The sequence below is a fragment of the Geminocystis sp. NIES-3709 genome, assembly GCF_001548115.1.
Lineage (GTDB): Bacteria > Cyanobacteriota > Cyanobacteriia > Cyanobacteriales > Cyanobacteriaceae > Geminocystis.
This window is the reverse complement of the sequence record NZ_AP014821.1, coordinates 2705595-2725945: the sequence shown is the minus strand read 5'-3', so window position 1 is coordinate 2725945 and position 20351 is coordinate 2705595. Positions and strand designations below refer to the sequence as shown.

At 34.9% G+C, this 20351-nt stretch carries 17 protein-coding genes; 9 read left to right on the top strand and 8 right to left on the bottom strand.

The window, feature by feature from the left end; all coding sequences use genetic code 11:
- Window positions 1–49 precede the first annotated feature (49 nt).
- Entirely contained in the window at window positions 50–1393 is a 1344-nt protein-coding gene (locus GM3709_RS11505) for a DUF3370 domain-containing protein (RefSeq protein ID WP_082712987.1), read from the bottom strand.
- A gap of 259 nt (window positions 1394–1652) precedes the next feature.
- Between GM3709_RS11505 and GM3709_RS11500 the strand changes: the two genes are divergently transcribed.
- From GM3709_RS11500 to rsmG, 4 genes are all read left to right on the top strand, one after another.
- Entirely contained in the window at window positions 1653–2510 is an 858-nt protein-coding gene (locus tag GM3709_RS11500; RefSeq protein WP_066119476.1) for an ABC transporter substrate-binding protein, read from the top strand.
- Between the two features lie 196 nt (window positions 2511–2706).
- Window positions 2707–2913, top strand: a complete 207-nt coding sequence (locus tag GM3709_RS11495; RefSeq protein WP_066119474.1) for a hypothetical protein — start codon at window positions 2707–2709, stop codon at window positions 2911–2913.
- A 152-nt stretch (window positions 2914–3065) separates the two neighbouring features.
- The gene (gene pabB, locus GM3709_RS11490) at window positions 3066–5150 is read left to right on the top strand and encodes an aminodeoxychorismate synthase (protein ID WP_066119472.1); all 2085 of its coding nucleotides are present in this window, start codon (window positions 3066–3068) and stop codon (window positions 5148–5150) included.
- A gap of 83 nt (window positions 5151–5233) precedes the next feature.
- Window positions 5234–5959 (top strand): 16S rRNA (guanine(527)-N(7))-methyltransferase RsmG, encoded by a 726-nt coding sequence (gene rsmG, locus GM3709_RS11485; protein WP_071828039.1) that lies wholly within the window; start codon window positions 5234–5236, stop codon window positions 5957–5959.
- Window positions 5960–6000: 41 nt separating this feature from the next.
- Here rsmG and rlmN read toward each other — a convergent pair whose 3' ends face one another.
- The 3 genes from rlmN to GM3709_RS21445 form a co-directional block, all read right to left on the bottom strand.
- On the bottom strand, window positions 6001–7023 hold the full coding sequence (rlmN, locus tag GM3709_RS11480; protein WP_066119470.1) for a 23S rRNA (adenine(2503)-C(2))-methyltransferase RlmN: 1023 nt from the start codon (window positions 7021–7023) through the stop codon (window positions 6001–6003).
- A 109-nt stretch (window positions 7024–7132) separates the two neighbouring features.
- Complete coding sequence (gene dacB, locus GM3709_RS11475) at window positions 7133–8590, bottom strand: D-alanyl-D-alanine carboxypeptidase/D-alanyl-D-alanine-endopeptidase (protein WP_066119468.1); 1458 nt, start codon at window positions 8588–8590, stop codon at window positions 7133–7135.
- 142 nt (window positions 8591–8732) lie between these two features.
- The gene (locus GM3709_RS21445; RefSeq protein WP_066119466.1) at window positions 8733–13997 is read right to left on the bottom strand and encodes a cadherin domain-containing protein; all 5265 of its coding nucleotides are present in this window, start codon (window positions 13995–13997) and stop codon (window positions 8733–8735) included.
- Window positions 13998–14340: 343 nt separating this feature from the next.
- Here GM3709_RS21445 and GM3709_RS21440 point away from each other — a divergent pair, with 343 nt between their 5' ends.
- From GM3709_RS21440 to GM3709_RS21430, 5 genes are all read left to right on the top strand, one after another.
- Window positions 14341–14568, top strand: a complete 228-nt coding sequence (locus tag GM3709_RS21440) for a BrnT family toxin (protein WP_304438837.1) — start codon at window positions 14341–14343, stop codon at window positions 14566–14568.
- On the top strand, window positions 14558–14839 hold the full coding sequence (locus GM3709_RS11460) for a hypothetical protein (protein ID WP_066119464.1): 282 nt from the start codon (window positions 14558–14560) through the stop codon (window positions 14837–14839). Before GM3709_RS21440 ends, GM3709_RS11460 begins: the two co-directional genes overlap by 11 nt.
- Before the next feature lie 154 nt (window positions 14840–14993).
- Entirely contained in the window at window positions 14994–15251 is a 258-nt protein-coding gene (locus tag GM3709_RS11455) for a type II toxin-antitoxin system RelB/DinJ family antitoxin (RefSeq protein ID WP_066119462.1), read from the top strand.
- A 6-nt stretch (window positions 15252–15257) separates the two neighbouring features.
- Window positions 15258–15398, top strand: a complete 141-nt coding sequence (locus tag GM3709_RS21435) for a type II toxin-antitoxin system YafQ family toxin (RefSeq protein ID WP_231937675.1) — start codon at window positions 15258–15260, stop codon at window positions 15396–15398.
- Window positions 15349–15459 carry a type II toxin-antitoxin system mRNA interferase toxin, RelE/StbE family gene (locus GM3709_RS21430; RefSeq protein ID WP_315863037.1) on the top strand — a complete coding sequence of 37 codons (111 nt, stop codon included), beginning with the start codon at window positions 15349–15351 and terminating at the stop codon, window positions 15457–15459. The genes GM3709_RS21435 and GM3709_RS21430 overlap by 50 nt, the downstream gene beginning before the upstream one ends.
- Before the next feature lie 57 nt (window positions 15460–15516).
- Here the strand turns inward: GM3709_RS21430 and GM3709_RS11445 are convergent, their stop codons facing one another.
- The 4 genes from GM3709_RS11445 to GM3709_RS11430 form a co-directional block, all read right to left on the bottom strand.
- On the bottom strand, window positions 15517–17373 hold the full coding sequence (locus tag GM3709_RS11445; protein WP_066119460.1) for a tetratricopeptide repeat protein: 1857 nt from the start codon (window positions 17371–17373) through the stop codon (window positions 15517–15519).
- Between the two features lie 87 nt (window positions 17374–17460).
- The gene (locus GM3709_RS11440; protein WP_066119458.1) at window positions 17461–18018 is read right to left on the bottom strand and encodes a Uma2 family endonuclease; all 558 of its coding nucleotides are present in this window, start codon (window positions 18016–18018) and stop codon (window positions 17461–17463) included.
- Window positions 18019–18027: 9 nt separating this feature from the next.
- Window positions 18028–18810, bottom strand: coding sequence for a hypothetical protein (locus GM3709_RS11435; protein ID WP_144439436.1), 783 nt, complete (start codon window positions 18808–18810; stop codon window positions 18028–18030).
- 86 nt (window positions 18811–18896) lie between these two features.
- Window positions 18897–19961: a TIGR03032 family protein gene (locus GM3709_RS11430; protein WP_066119453.1), complete on the bottom strand. Its 1065-nt coding sequence runs from the start codon at window positions 19959–19961 to the stop codon at window positions 18897–18899.
- Between the last annotated feature and the right edge of the window lie 390 nt (window positions 19962–20351).

The window sequence follows — 20351 nt, the reverse complement described above, 5'->3', positions numbered from 1 at the left end:
AAATTCTTACTAATGAAGAATGGATAAATAGAATTGCTTTTCTTCCTCTTTAATTTCCATCTGTTGATACCGTCAAAATTTGGGGAGGAGTCGCATCAGGAGGATAAAGAAAATCAACGGATACTAATTTTTGAGTTTGTGGTGGCATTGTTAAAGTAACTAAATTTTCCCCTTTTTCTCCTCTTTTTTGCACTAAATGAAAATATTGTAAGCGAGGTATATTATTATCATCATTATATTTTACCTGTACTAAACCTCGAAAAAATGTCTGAGTAGGTAGATGATTTAAAAAATTAACTCCCGGAGTATCTTGTTTAACAGGGGTAGAAATGGCAATATTAACGGTTTTGGTTTCGTTACTAGGATTAAACAAAGGTAAAGTTAAACTATACTGTAAGCCATAATTACCGTGAGCACTATAAGCTGTGTCAGGGTATCTTACTAAAAGAGGAGCAGTCTGAATTTGATTTGTTCCTAATGTACCACCGATAAGGGTACTTAAACCATAGGAAAAAGCCTCTCCAGAGTTAGGAATCGTCAATAATTGAGTTGAAGGGGAATCGGTTAAATCTGTTTTCCACATATTACCTTGAGATACACCAGCTACTCTACCATAAATTCTTTGTCCTTGTGCTTCTGGAGGTGTCGGAGTTTTATCTCTAGGGGTGGATAAAGAAGCATTTTGTAAAAGATTTTGCCATTGAGATAGACTAGGAGGCTTGTTATCTTCGTCTTGATACATTGCCAGACTTGCCACATAGACTTTTCCACTACTATATAGTCTCAGATAAGTCGATCGACCGTTTATAGGTGGTGTTAAACTATGGATAGGAATGGGTGCATTTAATAACATCCGACTTTCTCCTGCTGGAATAATGACATTGGGGGGGAAGATTTCTTGACGTTTGCCTTGTAAAATTTCTCCCATAACTCTACTACCCGGCCCTGCATAAATATTACTTCCTTCTACTTGTGACGGAAGGGTAATAAAAGGTGCATCAGGTTGACTTAAGTAACTTGCTCCCTCTAAAATGTCGATCGAGATACTTTCTTGACTAGGATTATGAACAATAATACCTAAGTACAAAGTTCTTTGATCATCTTCTGTGGGTGGTTTGGATACATGATGAGCAAAAATATCGAATCTACCCTCAAAGGGAAAGTTTAAATGGGCTGTTGCATCAGTTTTGTTGTCTTGAGGAAAAGTAGAGAGTAAAATTCCTTCACCTAAAACTAATTCTGGACTATTACTATTAAATACTGATATTTTATTTAATTGTCCCGATAGAGGGCGCACTGTCTGATTTTCAGTGACGATTTCACTATTTTGAGGGTTTTGACTATAGATTATAGAAGGATTAATAGGTAAAAAAAGAGGTAGTAATTCCAGCATAATAATAATTAAAGTAAAAATGTTTTAGCGAAAAAAATTAAATATAGTAGTTTTAGATAGGTATGAACCATTTAATAATAGTACATAAAGTATCAAAACATTGAGAATAATCATTTTTAAGTCTCAATATTTTCACCAAAATCCTCACTATTCAAATAAAATTATAATCAAACAGGTTCGATATTTAAAGACTTAATCTATTAATTATTTGTTCCCTTATAATTAAAATTCCTAACTAACAATAGCAATATCTAATCAAGTGATAAATCGACTAAATATTTTATGTTTTCGAGATAGTGGTGCATTTTTACTTCAAATAGGTAAAAAACAAGATATTTTCAAAAGATATTCCCTAGAAGTTTCGATCAAATTTACTAAAAATGCAGATCAAACCCACGATATGTTACTTACAAATACTTCTAATTATGATATTATATTAATGTCCTATGATGATTATTTATTTTGTAAAGATCAAGCGAAAATGTCTTCGCAAAATTTACAATCTCCTTTAGTTTTAATACCTATTCATGATGGTTTTTTAAGCCTTGTAACTTCTCATAAAAATATCAATTCCTTTTCTGATTTGAAGGGAACAAAAATTGCTATTGATACTTCTACTGGTTATGCAAGTTTTCTGTTTAAAATTCTTGAAGAAAATGAAATAAATATTAATGATATAGATATTGTATTTGCAGGAGCTACAGATTTACGTTATGAAAAGTTATTGAATAAAGAATTTGATGCTACTTTATTAGGAGTTCCCTTTACTTATATGGCACAAGAAAAAGGTTGTAAAATTATTTCTAATTTAAGTGAAAATAGAAAATATGCAGGACAGGTTGCAACTATTAATGCTTTGATATTTTCTGAAAAATTTAATAGTATTATGGCATTTAAAAAAGCATTTAATGATATATTAGTATATCTGTGGGATCATCAAAATAAAGATAATATAAAAACTTATTTAACAGATATATTTGGTTCTTTATCTTCCCAAATACAAGAAAATATTTACGAAAGACTGACAGATAAAAAAAATGGCTATTGTTGGAATGGATTTTTTGATAATGATGCTTTAATTCTTACTCAAATTCTTTATGATCAAAATAAATGTTAAGATATTGTTCTAATATAGAACCCATTTGAGATCTATTGTATAACCCTTATGAAATAAATCTTGCCGTCAATTTCAATATTTTGCTACAATATTGACTGAATAATGATTCTAAGGAAGATATTAAATAGGTTCTATACATTTATCATGAGTATCAATTATAAATTTTAATCAAAAATAATAATATTAATTATTGAATATGAATAGCGAAGATTTAGCTAAATATATCGAAAATACTAACGGGATTTCTAAACCTTGGTTATTGGTGCAATTACGATTGAAAAAGTTACAGGAAAATAAACCTTTTCTGTCTCCTGAAGAATATTTGATTCAATTGGCAGATATTCACCAAGATGCTATGAATTTGGGAGAGTGGTGGATTGGTAGAGAGAAAGAAGTTTTTTAAATCTTTTTCAATAATTACTTAATGATATTTGAAATCATTAAAGATAATAAAAGTTAATTATTATTTATTTTATGTTTCCTATTTAGTGTTTAAAGTAGATAGAAATATTTTTGTTGTTGAAAAAATTAAATACTTCCCACTGTGCAAATTTTATGAAAAGTTTAATTATAGATAATTATGATTCTTTTACCTATAATATTTATCAGTTATTAGCGGAAGTAAATGATATAAAACCTATTGTTATTAAAAATAATGAGTTATCTTGGCAAGAGATACAAAACTTTGATTTTGATAATATTATCATTTCTCCTGGTCCTGGTAATCCAAAAAATAGAGAAGATTTTGGGATATGTAGAGAGGTTTTATTAAATTCAAATATTCCCGTTTTAGGTATCTGTTTAGGACATCAAGGTTTAGGTTATTTTTATGGTGCAAAAGTTAAGAAATCGATCGAACCTTTTCACGGTAGAATTAGTCAGATTTATCATGAACAAAACAGTCTTTTTTTTAATATTCCTTCTCCTTTTAAAGTTGTACGTTATCACTCTTTAATTATTGATTATCCTCTCTCTTCAGATTTAGAAATTATCGCAAAAACGGAAGATAATTTAATTATGGGAATTAAACATAAATTTAAGCCTTTTTGGGGTGTTCAATTTCATCCTGAATCTATTTGTTCTGAATATGGAAAAGAATTATTTATTAATTTTCAAAACTTGACTAAAAATTATTATAAAAATTTTTCTCAATCACAAATTATTAAAACTAGATCGAGCTTTTTAACTAATTCTAATAATGTAAAAAAACATAATTATCAAGAAAATAAAACAAATATTAAGCAAAATAAAGAGTATAAAGTTTACAGTAAAAAGTTAGATATATTTTTAGATTCTGCTCAAGTTTTTAAGGAAATTTATAGTAAATCTAGTCATAGTTTTTGGTTAGATAGCAGTATGATTGAGGAAGGTTTGTCAAGATTTTCTTATATGGGAGATGGTGAAGGAAACAATAGTTTTTTAATAGAATATGATGTTAATAGACAAGAAATTAAAGTTAAGAAAAAAAACAAAATTGAAATTTTAAACGGCGATATTTTTCCGTTTTTACAGAATATATTAGATAAATATATTTATGAAAATAAAGATTTACCTTTTAATTTTAATGCTGGTTTAGTTGGCTATTTAGCTTATGAATTAAAGGCGTTGTGCGGTCATCAAAATAAACATAAATCTTGTTTTCCTGATGCACAATTTATTTTTGTCGATCGAGCCATTATTTTTGACCATATTGATCAGGAAATTTACCTAATATTTTTTGATAAAATTAATCAAGAAACTAATGCTAATAATTGGTTTAAAGATATAGAAAAGCAACTTAATTTATTGACAAATAAAAAAATTAGTTATAAAAAAATTAATCAAAATAATTATCAATTAAGTAGAGATGAGAAAAAATATTTAGAGAATATTGAAACTTGTTTAGAAAAAATAAAAGAAGGAGAAAGTTATGAAATTTGTTTAACAAATCATCTGCATTTATCTACTATAAAAGAGCCATTAAATTATTATTTACAGTTAAGAAAAAAAAATCCAGTACCTTATAGTGCTTTTTTCCAATGGGATAAAATGACAGTAGTTTGTTCTTCTCCTGAGAGATTTTTGTTATTAGGAAAAGATGGTATTTTAGAATCAAAACCGATTAAAGGTACTGTAAAAAGAGGTAGAAATAAAGAAGAAGATATACAATTTAAAAACAACTTACAAATTAGCGAAAAAGAGAAAGCTGAAAATTTGATGATTGTGGATTTATTGCGTAATGATTTAGGCAGAGTTTGCGAAACGGGTACAATAACAGTTCCAAAATTAATGTCGATCGAAAGTTATAGCACAGTACATCAAATGGTGTCAACAGTGAAGGGAAAAATTAGGAAAGGTATAAAACCAGTAGATTGTATTAAGGCTTGTTTCCCCGGTGGTTCAATGACAGGGGCGCCAAAAAAGAGGACATTAGAGATTATAGACGAGTTAGAAACGGAGGCAAGGGGCATTTATTCAGGGAGTATTGGATTTTTAGCCCTTAATGGTACGATGGACTTAAATATTGTTATCCGAACAGCTATTATAACTCCTCATCAGACTTCCATCGGAGTTGGGGGTGCAATAACTATTTTGTCTGAAAAAGATAAAGAATTTGAGGAAATAATACTCAAAGCCAAAGCCTTGCTAGAATCGTTATAAAAATAATTATCTTTTTGCGTCTTTGCGTCTTTGCGAGAGAAAATACAAATTTTGATTTAAAATCTAAGGCTTAAAACTAATAAATGATAACAGAAAACATTTTACCAACCTATGAACAATTGTGGAAAAAAACAACTAATTGGACACCATCAGCAGAAAACTTAAAATTATGGCAGGAATTATATAACGAAATATTAGAAGCTAATAAATACTTAAATTTAACAAGAATTACAACTCCAGAAGAATTTTGGGAAAAAAATTTATGGGATTCTTTAGCACCCATTTTAGAATACGATTTGAAGGATAAAAAAATAATTGATATTGGCACAGGAGGAGGTTTTCCCGGATTACCTATTTCGATCGTATTTCCTGATGCTAAATTAACTTTAATGGACTCTGTAGCAAAAAAAATTAACTTTATTAAAGAAGTAGCTAAAAAACTTAACTTAACTAATATTGACACATTAGTCGATCGAGCAGAAGTTATAGGACAAGATCAAAATTATAGAAAACAATATGATTTTGCTTTAATTAGAGCAGTAGCAGAAATTTCAGTATGTTTAGAATATAGTTTACCTTTATTAAAAATTGGAGGAATAACTATTTTATATCGAGGAAATTTAACAGAAGAAGAAAAAATAAAAATTGATGAAATAACTCATAAACTAGGAGGAAAAGTAGTTAAAATCACGAATCAAAATACTCCGATTCAAAATCATCATCGCCACTGCATTTATATTGAAAAAGTAAAACTTACTTCTAAAAAATATCCTAGAGAAGTAGGAAAACCAACTAAATTTCCCTTATAATACCCTGTAACAACAACTGCTCTATTTTCACATATTATACCCTAACGATCGACGGTTGCCCGTAGTTGTCCACAAGCCGCATCCGCTTCTAAACCACGAGAATAACGAACACTAACCGCAATATTTTCTTGTTTTAATCGGTTTAAAAAATCATTAACTCTTTCTTGAGAAGGGCGTTGATAATCCACTTCGGAAATAGGGTTATAGGGAATAAGATTAACATGGGTTTGAAATCCTCGCAAATGTTGTACTAACTCTTTAGCGTGTTGAGGTAAATCGTTAACTCCTGCTAATAAAATATATTCAAATGTCACTCTTCTTCCTGTTATTTTCACATATTCCCGACATTCTGCTAAGAGTTGGGATAAGGGATAATGATTGGCGCTAGGAATCAGTTTTTCTCTTATGTGTTGATTGGAAGCATGAAGACTGACAGCAAAGGTAATTTGTAGTTGATGATGTGCTAATTCTAAGATTTTTTGCGGTAATCCTACGGTAGATATTGTAATCGATCGTTGTCCAATACCAATATCTTCATTAATGGATTTTATGGCAGGAATAACTTCAGGTAAATTCAATAAAGGCTCACCCATTCCCATAAATACCACATTAGAAACTCTTTCCCCAAAATCATTTTGTACTGTCAAAATTTGATCGATAATCTCATGGGTTTTAAGATTACGAGTAAAACCACCTTTACCAGTGGCACAAAAATCACACCCCATAATGCAACCCACTTGAGAAGATACACAAACCGTTAATCTTTTATGGGTAGGAATACCAACGGCTTCGATAATTAAACCATCGGCTAATTTTAGTAAATATTTACGAGTTCGATCGGGTGCTGTACTATAATGATAGATGCTCGATCGACCAATAATAGTATTTTCTTGATTTTGTCGCCATTTTTGAGGGAAAACAGTAATATCAGCTAAAGAAGTTGCACCCTTTTCGTATAACCACTGATAAAGTTGTTTTCCTCGGTAAGCTGGTTGTCCTTGTTGTGTAATCCACTCCGTTAATTCTGGTAAGGATTTTCCTAATAATACTTCTGGGCTTGACATAATTAATAATTTGACGGTTGAAAAAGAGAAAATTTAATCATAAAACATCTTTACATTATATTAGATTCAAAGATAATGTCGTTTTACAAATAATGATTAAATACTGTTATTAGCATTTTTTAAGTTGTCCTAATAATAGAATAATTTGATCGATCGAGCTTCTTAAAACAGCAGAACTAGCGGTAGAATTATTAACAATGATAGAAAAGACTAAATCCTCATAATTATCATTTTTTAGGTATCCAGATAAAGAAGCTGAACCTGTTAATGTACCTGTTTTACCATATAAATTATTGGTTATATTACTGTCTTTAAATCGATTTTCCAATGTGCCATTAACTCCAGCGATGCTAAGGGAATTTGCAAAAATATTTTGATATTTACTATTATTTATTCCTTTTAAAATAGTAACTAAAGCAGAGGGAGTAATTAAATTATGACGGGATAAACCTGAACCATCTTTGAGTTTATAATCTCTTTCTGATACTCCTAAATCATTCATCATTTTATTTAAAGATTCCCATTCTGTTAGTTCATCTTTAAGCAAATATTTTAATAAAATTTCTGCGTATAAATTATTGCTTTCTTGGTTAGTTACTTTAATTAATTCAGCTAAAGTCGGAGAGTTGATTTCCAGAAAAAGTTGTCGATTTTGATCTAAGTTATTATTGCGATCAATAATTTGACTATTTTTTACTTCAATATCATAATTATTTAAAACTTGAATAAGAGATTCTTCAAAATATTTAGCAGGATTTGGAATTGATAATTGCCAAGTATTTGATTCTTCATTTATTGATAAATCTCCAATTATTTCTAAGCTCGATCGAGCAAAAATAGGAAAAATATTGATATTATTTTCTATATCTGAATCTCTGGTATAAACACTATTTTCGATCGACCATTGTTTGCCCGCTAATTCATCAGACCATTTTAAAGAAGATTTCTCATTAATATTAGTAGGATTTAAGGTTAAACTAACAGTATTATTCTCTAAAATTAAACTGTTAATAGGCACTGCAAAATAAAAATAAATATCCTCAAATTCCCATGTATAATTAGTACTTGGTGATGATAAATAACCATCAATTAACACTAAAGAGTTGATTTGTTTTACTCCTTTTTGTTGGAGTTTTTGAGCAATTATTTCTAATTGTTTTTTAGAAAATGTAGGATCACCTTTGCCCTCAATAATTAAACTATCTAAAGAGTTCGATCGAATAGTATCATTTATAGAAATATTTTTAATATAAACAGGAGTTTTGATCCTAAAATCTGCACCAAATTTAAGTAAAGCACCAGCAGTAGTTAATAACTTAAGATTAGAAGCAGGAACAAAAAATTTACTTTTATTTAACTGATATAAAACTTGATTATTATTAAGATTCTCAATCAAAATACCCCAAGTTTCTTGTTGTCTTGAAGGTTCATTTACGATCGATTCTATTTTCTGATTAAGATTACTTTCACAAATTTTTTCATCAAGTTTAACAGATTCTTGAGCGGTTATCGGAAAAGAAATCAAGGAAAAAATAGAACTAAAAATTAAACATAAGTAAAGTTTCATATATAGCCTAAAAATAAGGTGAAAATCTCACATTGCGTTCTAAAGTCGAGCCACATTAGTAACATATCTGCCGTAAGGGAACTCACCAAACAAACGAAGTTATTACTGCTGAAAACAAATCTCCGATAAATCAAGGTTGATGTTAAATAATGATAAAATCTTGATTCGTCAAAGATAATCGAGGCGTGACAGTTGCAATCTGGGTTTGTGCATTACTACCAACACCATCATTGTCAAAGAACAAATTACCTGTATTTCGATCGAACACTAAACGATGATTCACCGTAGTAGCACTGGCACCGATGACAAACTGATTAGATGCCAATACCCCTGTCGTTAAATTGAAACCCGAACTCACTAAATAGATAGTGTCATCAATCACGTTAAAATCCATAATTCTGTCAATACCATCCGTAGGAGAGTTAAAACGAAAATAGTCATTTCCACTATTTCCTGTTAAAGTATCATTACCAATACCACTCACTAGGGTATCATTACCACTACCACCCTTGATGTTATCATTACCGTCTCCCCCCTTCAAGAGATCATCCCCACTACCACCGTCAAGAAGATCATTTTCTTCAAAGCCTTTAAGGGTATCATTACCACTACCACCGCTTAAGGTATCCTCTAGCACATTCCCCGTAATGGAATCATTACCACCACCACCACCAATGATGTTAAATCCAATGCCCCCCACAAGAGTATCACTGCCACCTGTCGAGTCAGTTACCAAAGTTTGTAACTGTTGAATCTGGATGTCAAAGGTATCACTGACGAATAAATTACCCGTATCCGTTGCCGTCACCTTAATCGAAATTGTGCCAATATCACCATTAGTGGGTGTGCCTGAAAACGTTTGATTAGTAGGATTAAAAGTTAACCAGCTAGGTAAAGGATCATCATTAGCTAAAATGGCGCTATAGGTAAGAGTATCCCCCACATCAGGATCGTTAAAAGTATTATTGGGTACAGTAAAATTAAAGACAATCTGCTCAAAGGTATTTTGATCAACAATGGGATTATTTACTATGGGAGATTCATTAACATCGGTAACATTAATGGTAAAGTTTTGAGTACTGGTTGAGGTATCACTGCTAGTGGCTAATACCGTAATGTTATGACTGGTGGCATTTTCATAGTTGAGTAGGCTACCATCGGCTACGATAACGATTCCCGTTGTTGTATCAATGGTAAATCTTCCCCCGGCATTGTCTGTCAAACTATAGGCAATAGTGTTATTCGTACCATCCAAATCCTGTGCAAAAGCCGTAATTCCTACTGTTGTACTATTAGGAGGGTTTTCTGCTACGGAATTTCCGTTATTATCATTATCGATGGGAGTGGTGACATCAAACTCGTCCACATCGGTAACATTGATAGTAAAAGTTTGACTACTGGTTGAAGTATCACTGCTAGTCGCTAATACCGTAATGTTATGACTGGTGGCATTTTCATAGTTGAGTAGGCTACCATCGGCTACGGTGACGATTCCCGTTGTTGTATCAATGGTAAATCTTCCATTGGCATTGTCTGTCAAACTATAAGTAACAGTGTTATTAGTACCATCCAAATCCTGTGCAAATGCTGTAATCCCTACTAAACTACCATTACTTGCATTTTCTGCTATGGAATTAGCTGTGTTATCCGTATCTGTGGGAGTTGTGACATCAAATTCATCCACATCAGTTATGGTTAATGTATAGTTAGTTAATACATCTGGAGTAGCTCCCACAGTAGAATCATTCACATTGACGGTGATATTGTAAGAGGTTTTGCTTTCAAAGTCCAAAGAGGTATTAGCTTTGAGGAAAAGTTCTGTGCCATCTACTTCAAAGAAAGCATTATCTGTACCGCTTAAAGAGATATTATTTGTTCCTAAACCGTCATCGGTGATCACTATATCTCCTACCTTGATTCTTGTAGTTGTATTAGTATTTTCTGGTAAGGTGATAGTCGTATTATTCAACGTGACTGCTGTGGGAGGAGTATTCATGGTTAAAGTAGTGGTAGCTACCGCACTGGTATTGGAATGTGAGCCTCCATCGTCCACGACAAACTCAATAATTCGGCTCGTAGTGTTATAGTTGCTGTTGACATTGTTATAAGTTATGGTGCGTAATACCTGTTGATATTGAGCTTTGGTAGCACTACCACTGAGGGTCAAAACTCCATTGCTATAGTTAGCAGTGATGGGAGTATCCGTAGTTGTGGCGCTTAAAACTTCATTATTGCCGTCTAAAAGATTGGTAATGGTGACGGTAGCTCCCACCATATTGGAGGAGTTGGCATCCACTAGGGTTAAGTCTGAGTCCACAATTACTTTAGGAGTGCCTACAAATGCAGTAGCGAAATTGATACCATCTCCTGTGCTACCGACAATGTTACTTAATTCCAGTACCCCATCGGCACCAATACCCACAGCACCAAACACCACATAACTCTGTCCCGAAGCACTATTGCCATTGGGATCCGCACCATCGGCACCGATAATGAGGTCATCAATACCATCGCCGTTGATGTCCCCCCCATTACTCACACTAAAGCCCGATCGATCATCAAAATTAATACCATTAAGACGGAAGCCATTACTACCATCTAGGGTGGAGAGATTGAAGTTACTGGTAAAACCGCTACGGCTACCAAACACCACATAAGTCTGTCCCGAATAACTGCCATTGGGATCTGCTGAGTCTGCACCGATAAGGAGGTCATCGATACCATCCCCGTTGATGTCCCCCCCATTACTCACACTTCTTCCCGAAAGGTCATTTGCATTAATACCATTAAGACGGAAGCCATTACTACCATCTAGGGTGGAGAGATTGAAGTTACTGGTAAAACCGCTACGGCTACCAAACACCACATAACTCTGTCCCGAATTACTATTGCCATTGGGATCTGCAGTAAATGCACCGATAATGAGGTCATCGATACCATCCCCGTTGATGTCCCCCCCATTACTCACACTTCTTCCCGAAAAGTCACTTGCATTAATACCATTGAGACGGAAGCCATTACTACCATTGAGGGTGGAGAGATTGAAGTTACTGGTAAAACCGCTACGACTACCAAACACCACATAAGACTGTCCCGAAGCACTGCCATTGGGATCTGCAGTAAATGCACCGATAATGAGGTCATCGATACCATCCCCGTTGATGTCCCCTGCATTACTCACACTTCTTCCCGAATAGTCATTTGCATTAATACCATTAAGACGGAAGCCATTACTACCATTGAGGGTGGAGAGATTGAAGTTACTGGTAAAACCGCTACGGCTACCAAACACCACATAAGACTGTCCCGAATTACTACCTGCACGATCAGCACCGATAATGAGGTCATCGATACCATCTCCGTTGATGTCCCCCCCATTACTCACACTGAAGCCCGATCGATCACCAACATTAATACCATTAAGACGGAAGCCATTACTACCATCTAGGTTCGACAGATTGAAGTTACTGGTAAAAGAGCTACGGCTACCAAACACCACATAAGACTGTCCCGAATCAACATTGCCATTGGGATCGGCACCATAAGCACCGATAATGAGGTCATCGATACCATCCCCGTTGATGTCCCCCCCATTACTCACACTTACGCCCAATCGATCATCCGCATTAATACCATTAAGACGAAAGCCATTACTACCATCTAGGGTGGAGAGATTGAAGTTACTGGTAAAACCGCTACGGCTACCAAACACCACATAAGACTGTCCTGAAGCACTAATGCCATTGGGATCGGCACCATAAGCACCGATAATCAGGTCATCAATACCATCGCCGTTGATGTCCCCCCCATTACTCACACTAAAGCCCGATCGATCATCAACATTAATACCATTAAGACGGAAGCCTAGTACTTGTCCAGTAGTACCGTTGAGGTCGAGAATGGGGGCTGAGTTGCCGTACACCACATAAGACTGTCCCGAATTACTATTGCTATTGGGATCGGCAAAATTTGCACCGATAAGGAGGTCATCAATACCATCGCCGTTGATGTCCTCCCCATTACTCACACTCACGCCCGAATTGTAACCCACATTAATGCCATTAAGACGGAAGCCATTACTGCCATCTAAAGTGGATAGATTGAAGTTACTAGCAAAACCGCTACGACTACCAAACACCACATAAGTCTGTCCCGAATCAACGCCATTGGGATCGGCACCATTAGCACCGATAATCAGGTCATCGATACCATCGCCGTTGATGTCCCCCCCATTACTCACACTCACGCCCGATCGATCATTTGCATTAATACCATTAAGACGGAAGCCATTACTGCCATCTAAAGTGGATAGATTGAAGTTACTACCAAAACCGCTACGACTACCAAACACCACATAAGTCTGTCCCGAATCCGTGCCATTGGGGTCGGCAAAAGAAGCACCGATAAGGAGATCATCAATGCCATCGCCGTTGATGTCCCCCCCATTACTCACACTAAAGCCCGATCGATCATTTGCATTAATACCATTAAGACGGAAGCCATTACTGCCATCTAAAGTGGATAGATTGAAGTTACTAGCAAAACCGCTACGACTGCCAAACACCACATAAGTCTGTCCCGAACCACTAATACTAATACCATTGGGATCGGCAAAATAGGCACCGATAAGGAGGTCATCGATACCATCACCGTTGATGTCCCCCCCATTACTCACACTTCTACCCGAATAGTCAACAATATTAATACCATTAAGACGGAAGCCATTACTGCCATTGAGAGTAGAAAGATTCAAGTTACTGGCGAAACCGCTACGGCTACCAAACACCACATAATTCTGTCCCGAGCTAATGCCATTGGGGTCGGCACCAAATGCACCGATAATGAGGTCATCAATACCATCACCGTTGATGTCCCCCCCATTACTCACACTTCTTCCCGAATAGTCACGAATATTAATACCATTAAGACGGAAGCCATTACTACCATTGAGGGTAGAAAGATTCAAGTTACTGGCGAAACCGCTACGGCTACCAAACACCACATAAGTCTGTCCCGAATCAACGCCATTGGGATCGGCACCATAGGCACCGATAATGAGGTCATTAATACCATCACCGTTGATGTCCCCCCCATTACTCACACTCACGCCCGATCGATCATAAGCAGTAATACCATTAAGACGAAAGCCATTACTGCCATCTAAAGTAGATAGATTGAAGCTACTACTAAAACCGCTACGACTACCAAACACCACATAAGTCTGTCCCGAATTACTGCCATTGGGATCTGCATTTCTTGCACCGATAAGGAGGTCATCAATACCATCGCCGTTGATGTCTCCCCCATTACTCACACTCACGCCCGAATAGTCACCAGGAGTAATACCATTGAGAATAAAGCCATTATTACCATTGAGGTTTGAGAGATTAAAGGTGGAGTTTGCCATGGTGATTGACTTCTAAATTTTGTTGATGGGGAGGTTAATTAAATTTTATTAATCCTACCATAAAAATTATCAATTAACTCTCACCCCCTAGCCATGACAATCAAGTTTTCACAGTCATTCCGAGGGATAGCGAAGGAATCCCATACCCTCATCACAAAATAACGATAAGATGGCTTCGGGGAAATTTAAGGACGTTCGATCATATAAAAATACAAGTATATATAATGAGAGAATAAAATATTGACAATGTCAATAAAAAGTTGATTATAATTAAATGGATGTCACATTTATTCTCAATGGTATAACTTTTATTTGGAATGAAGAAAAAGCCAAGTAAAACCCCATCAAACATAAGGGCATTACCTTTGAAAGAGCTACCGAAGTATTTTTCGATCCCTTTTTAGTGGTAGTGAATGCTAGTCGTAATTATGAAGCTAGAGATGCTGTTATCGGTATGGACAAAAATAATTACCTCTTATTTGTGGTTCATATTCAACAAGAAAATGACATGATTCGCATTATTTCAGCCCGTCAAGCCACTTGTCAAGAGCGTATATACTATGAAAATTGAAATTTTAAAACAAAGATTAAACAGCGATCGTCCGATGAAAAGCGTGACTCTGCGTATGCCTGAAGATGTCGTAGAAGAATTAAAAACGATCGCTCCCCTTTTAGGATTTTCTGGTTATCAACCTCTAATCAGGGCTTATATAGGGCAAGGATTACGGCAAGATTTAGAAAAACTAGAACAAAGTAACTTTCTGGAGTTGATTGATAGTTTAAAACGTCAGGGAGTGGCAGAAACGGTTATTAATAATGCCCTTGCAGAAATTACTCATTGATATTTTTCTACACAAAGAGATTTTCTTTTTTCCCATTGAAAGTTCGATCGAGTCAGTAAAGAATGAGTCGCCGTAGTGACACTCGCATCAATAATTTTAAATTTATTTTTATGGTAAAATGATAAATGAATGTATTGATATTTAGAGTCATATAATGTCGAAGAATGCAGTCATAAAAGCAGTAACTGATGCGGAATTAAAAACAAAAGTTGAACAAATATTTATTGATATTGGTATGACTCCTGATGAGGCAGTAAATCTCTTTTATGCACAGGTTTTATTACATAATGGACTGCCTTTTGATGTGAAAATACTAAATAAAATAACAATTTCAGCTATGAATGATACAGAGAAAAAAATTGGTGAAACATTTAATTCTGTAGATCAGCTTTTTGAGGATTTGAATGATTAACTCAAAATGCTTAAAATACATAGAACATCCCAATTTAAAAAGGATTTTAAAAAAGCAGTAAAATCAGGAAAAGAAATCAAATTATTAGTAGAAATCATTGAAAAACTTGTCAGAAAAGAACCTTTACCCTTTACCAACGAAAAATAGAGATCATAATCTTTCAGGAAATTATGCCGATTTTAGAGAATGTCATATACAACCCGACTAGCTTTTAATATATAAATATGATGAAGAAACCTTATTTTTGACTAGAATGGGAAGTCATTCAGATTTGTTTTAAGTTGATCGGTTTTGTGGGTTGAGATGATAAAAATCGATCGAATATCATCATCATAGCTTCTTCAAAATCTTGTACCCATTTATCGGTGTCAAAGAGGGGGAGATGATATTTATGGTTATGTAAATGTTGTTTCAAGGCTTGTAATTGTGCAGGATTTTGGGCTAATTCTATGGCTTTTTTAATAAACTCTTGAGGAGATGTACAAATTAATTGCGGTAAATGGGAGGATGTGAGTAAACTTGCCCCTACCCTCGAAGCAAAAGTTTTCCCTTGACAGGTTAAAACGGGCAATTCTCCCCAAAGGGCATCGGTGGCGGTGGTGTGGGCATTACAGATAAAAGAGTCTAAAAACAAATCTCCTAGTTGTAATCTTTGAAGATGCTCTGGTAAAGGTTTATGTAAAGCTCGAATTATTCTACTGGGGGCAATACCTGCTTTTTGGGCTTTCGAGTGCATATTTTCTAACCCTTCAGAAGTATCCACTAATATCCACAAGACACTATTAGGAATGGCTTTGAGAATTTGTAACCATGCGTTATAAGTACTTCGATCAATCTTGGCATTATTATTAAAAGAGCAAAACACGATGGCATCTTCTGGTAATCCTTCTCGTTTACGCTCTGTAGCTCGATTTAGTGTTTTAAGAGGAGGTAGTTGACGATGATTATTAACTTGATAGGTGTGGGGAAGACGAATGACGGTTTCCGTATAAAAACGATCGAACTGTGGGGGTACAATAATTTCATCGGCGATGAGATAATCAATATAGTCTGCTCCCGTAGTACCTGCAAAAGCTAACCATGTAACTTGAATAGGTGCGGGTTTAAAAGCAAATACCCCTTGACGATGATTGCTGGTATAACCATCAAGATCGATTAAAATATCAATACCATCCTCAAAAATCATTTCTGCAATGGCTAGGTTAGATAAATTATCCACTAGACGAAAATGCTCGATCGATTTCTCAATCTCTTGTCGATAAACACTTCCATCACTTTTTGAGATAGCATAACCATAAACTTCAAAGCGATTTCGATCGTATCTTTCAAACATTCCTTGAGTTAGTTGCCCAGTGGGATGATTAAGAAAACCTGCGCATACATAACCAATCTTAATTTTGCGATTCGATGATCTATGGGGAGAAACGTGCTTAAAATAATTATCAGGAGTAGTCTGGTTGACTAAATTTGACAAGGCTTGAGCGTGACTGGCACAAACTTCTTGAAACTCCTGTAAAGATAGAGGTAAAAAACAGGCAACGAAGGGATTAATAGGGGAGATTTTTCCTAATTCTAGTTGACGGGCGGAGGCTTGGAGTAAAGTCATAGTAAGATATTCTTCCACAGACCAACGACATATTTTTCGTACAGCAAAATTCCAATCGCTAAGAATTTCGATATGATTAGGATCTAAAGGTAAGGCTACTTGATAACAGGATACCGCTTCTTCCCATCGATCGAGATAACGTAGTGTGTTGCCTAAATTAAACCAAGCGATACTTAATTGTGGATTGATTTGTATGGCACGGCGTAAATGTTGTACTGCTTTCTCATATTCTCCCGTGCAACTGAGAAAAAACCCATAATTACTATGATTGGTTGCGTGATTCGGTTGTAATTGTAAAGAATAATGAAAAGCTCGATCGGCTTCCTCTCTTTGGGCGTTGTAAGATAAAGCCATAGCTAAATTCGCATAAGCATCAGCAAAATCAGGGTTTTGAAGGATTACTTGTCGATAAAGTTCGATCGCTTTGGGTAAATTGCTTTTTTGATGGGCAATGAGAGCTTCTTGCCATATATTTAGGGCTTTTATCGGGGTGCTAGATATATTTTCATTAATCATCTTTAGACTTATGATTTTTTCTATATATTACTTCATTGTGAGGCGATCGTTGTTGTGAGGTAACGAAGCAATCTTTTTTCAGAAATATTAAATATTAAGCCAATTAAAAACATCATTAACCGTCAATTTCAGTTCTATTTTATTTAATACAGGCAAAATATCATCATCACGATAAATCTTAACTTTTTGATCACTAAATACAACGACAATTGTCTCATCTTCGGGATTAATTAACCAACCTAAATTAGTACCATTTTCAGAACAAAAAAGCAAATTATCTAACACTTTTAGAACACTTTGATCTGGTGATAAAATTTCAATACTCCAATCAGGAAATCCATCAAATCTATTAGCTATTCTTCCTTTTTCTGTGCGCGGTATTCTACCCCAAAGAAACACCGCTACATCTGGCACGATCGATCTATTAGTAGAACTACAACGCAATTCAGGAAAAGCATAAGCAATTTTAGTTGATTCCGTAATTTGATTAATAACAGTAGAAAGTTTTATTTGTAAACGGCTATGTTGTCCTTGAGGCATGGGCTTCGTGGTAATAATTCCATTAATAAATTCTTGAGCGGGTTTTGTTTCTGGTTGTTGTAAAAATTCTTCTAAGGTGATGGTTTTTTCGATGGTAGCAATCATAACTTTTGCTCAAAGATTATTTAATAATTCTCGTAATTCGATCGACTGATTTAGGCTAGAAAAAATATTGTATCCTTTTTGGGCTATGGCTTCTCGGTTTGATCGATCTCCTTTTATTAAGTTAACACAAGTTTCTACTAAGTTGTCATAATCGGCGAAAGCAATACCTTCTTGAAAAGCAATTTCTAAGGATTTATCCAATCCTGTTTCTGAAACGATACAAACTTTATTGGCTAACAAATAAGACAATCTCACTAACTCTAAAACTTGTGCTGAATAATAGTGTATGTTAATTACCAATTTCGATCGAGCAATCCAATCATCCCGCATTTGACCATATACCCCTGACAAAATTTTGACATTTAACCCTTTCTCTTTCAATCCCTCTAATATACTTTGTCTTCTTTCATTAATAGAACCATAAAACAACACATCAATATCAGGCTCATCAGCAAGACTCAATCTCGTCATTTGTGGTACATAACCTATAGAACATTTTTTCACTCCCGATATACCAAAAAATCGTTTTAAATTATCGATATTTCGATCGCTATAATCCCACACTTGATAACTTTTGAGTAAATCAATATACTGGGGAGTAAACCACGATGATCCTTGTTCTACCTGTTCTAAGTTAAAAATAATGCTATTATTTGGCAATTGAACATTCTCAACATAAGTTAATAAATTACCTCCCAAGACGATCGGTATTCCGACAATATTATCAAAATTACGGGCGATGCCAAAGGCACGTTGTGCGAACACCGAAGGTGCGGCTACGCCGAGCGACACACCATAACCCAAATTCTGAAAGCCATAATAAAGAGTTAAGGCAAATTCGTCAAAAGCATGGCAATGACTATAACCTTCAGGAGATACTATATAGATGGTATAGTGGTTTTTTTTTCTCCAATAGTAATCACCCTTCTAATTTCATCGCTACGAAATCCCAACGCCATCGGGCAACGTATGTTCGGTAACACAGCAATATCATACAATTCATTAACAACCCCTTCAATATTGAGAGAATGAACAATATCCCCGGTTTTCAGATCAATTACCAAGATTCCACAACGGGCTTGAGCGTCTTTTTGTGCTAATTTTTGATCCAGAGGTAAACCCCCTAAAGTTTTACTGTGTCGAGATTCTGATATACCAATGAGGGCAAAATTATTATGAAAGGCTAAACCCCTTTGATAACCGGGGCAAAATGTAATGGGTTCAAAAGTACCTGATTTTAAATTACCATAACCAAATTCCCCCGTGCCTGAATTGAGTAACCATAGTTTATTTTGATACCAACGAGGAGAATGGGGCATCGATAAACCTTCTAAAATAACCTCATTACTTTCAATATCCATAATGCAACCCCCATCAATTCTTTTTTGTCGCCATCCTTCCGCTATATCGGATTTACTCACCATAGTTACATATTTTGGTTTTCCGTCTTTCAAAGCTAAACCGTTGAGATGACAACGATCTTCCGCCGCTAATTTCGTAATAAAAGGGGGTTGCCATAGAGGTATAAAACTATGGGTTTCGCTAACGGTGGCAAGGCAACTAAACAGGGTATTGACAAAAACTAATTGTTGATTATAGTCAACAACGACATCGTGAATATCCAAATCTCCTGTAATATAACCTACTTGGGGAGCATAAAGGGCATCATAATTATTGTTGGTTTCTCCTTCGGGTAAAATATTCTCAAAGCGCCACAGTTGATATAAAGTACTGATATATAGACTACTATTATGGGCATATAAACCCATACATCGATCGAGAGTACGTTCAAAGATGGATAGTTTACCGTTAGGATTTAAACCGATAAGAAAAACTTTTCCCGCTTGATAAGTGGTAAAAACAAGACTTAAGTTTTGTTCGTATAACCACGAAATAAATTGACGAGAAGCAGTGATTTCTAATTGGGGGGATGTTGTATTCAAATTAATAATACCTCACTTGTAAATTTAGCCTGTTGCCATTGCGAGACATATTAGCAATCTACCATTACGATCGAATTTTTGACTGTCATTCCGAGCGATAGGGAAGGAACTCCAGCCTTCACGACAAGATAACGATGAGATGCCTTCGGAGAAATGAGGAAATATTAATAAATTGAGAGATAAATCAATCCCCTCCCCATGACAATCGAGTTTTCTATCAAACTACTGAAGTACGAAGAAATCTTTTTTTTCGGAAATATTAAATAGGGTTTGCACATGGGAATCAGAAGATTATTAAAATTAAGGGTTTATACATACTACATTAACAAAAAACTGCACAATTTTAGCAATTATTACTCAAAAACCTAACATTTTTCACTTATTTTTTAA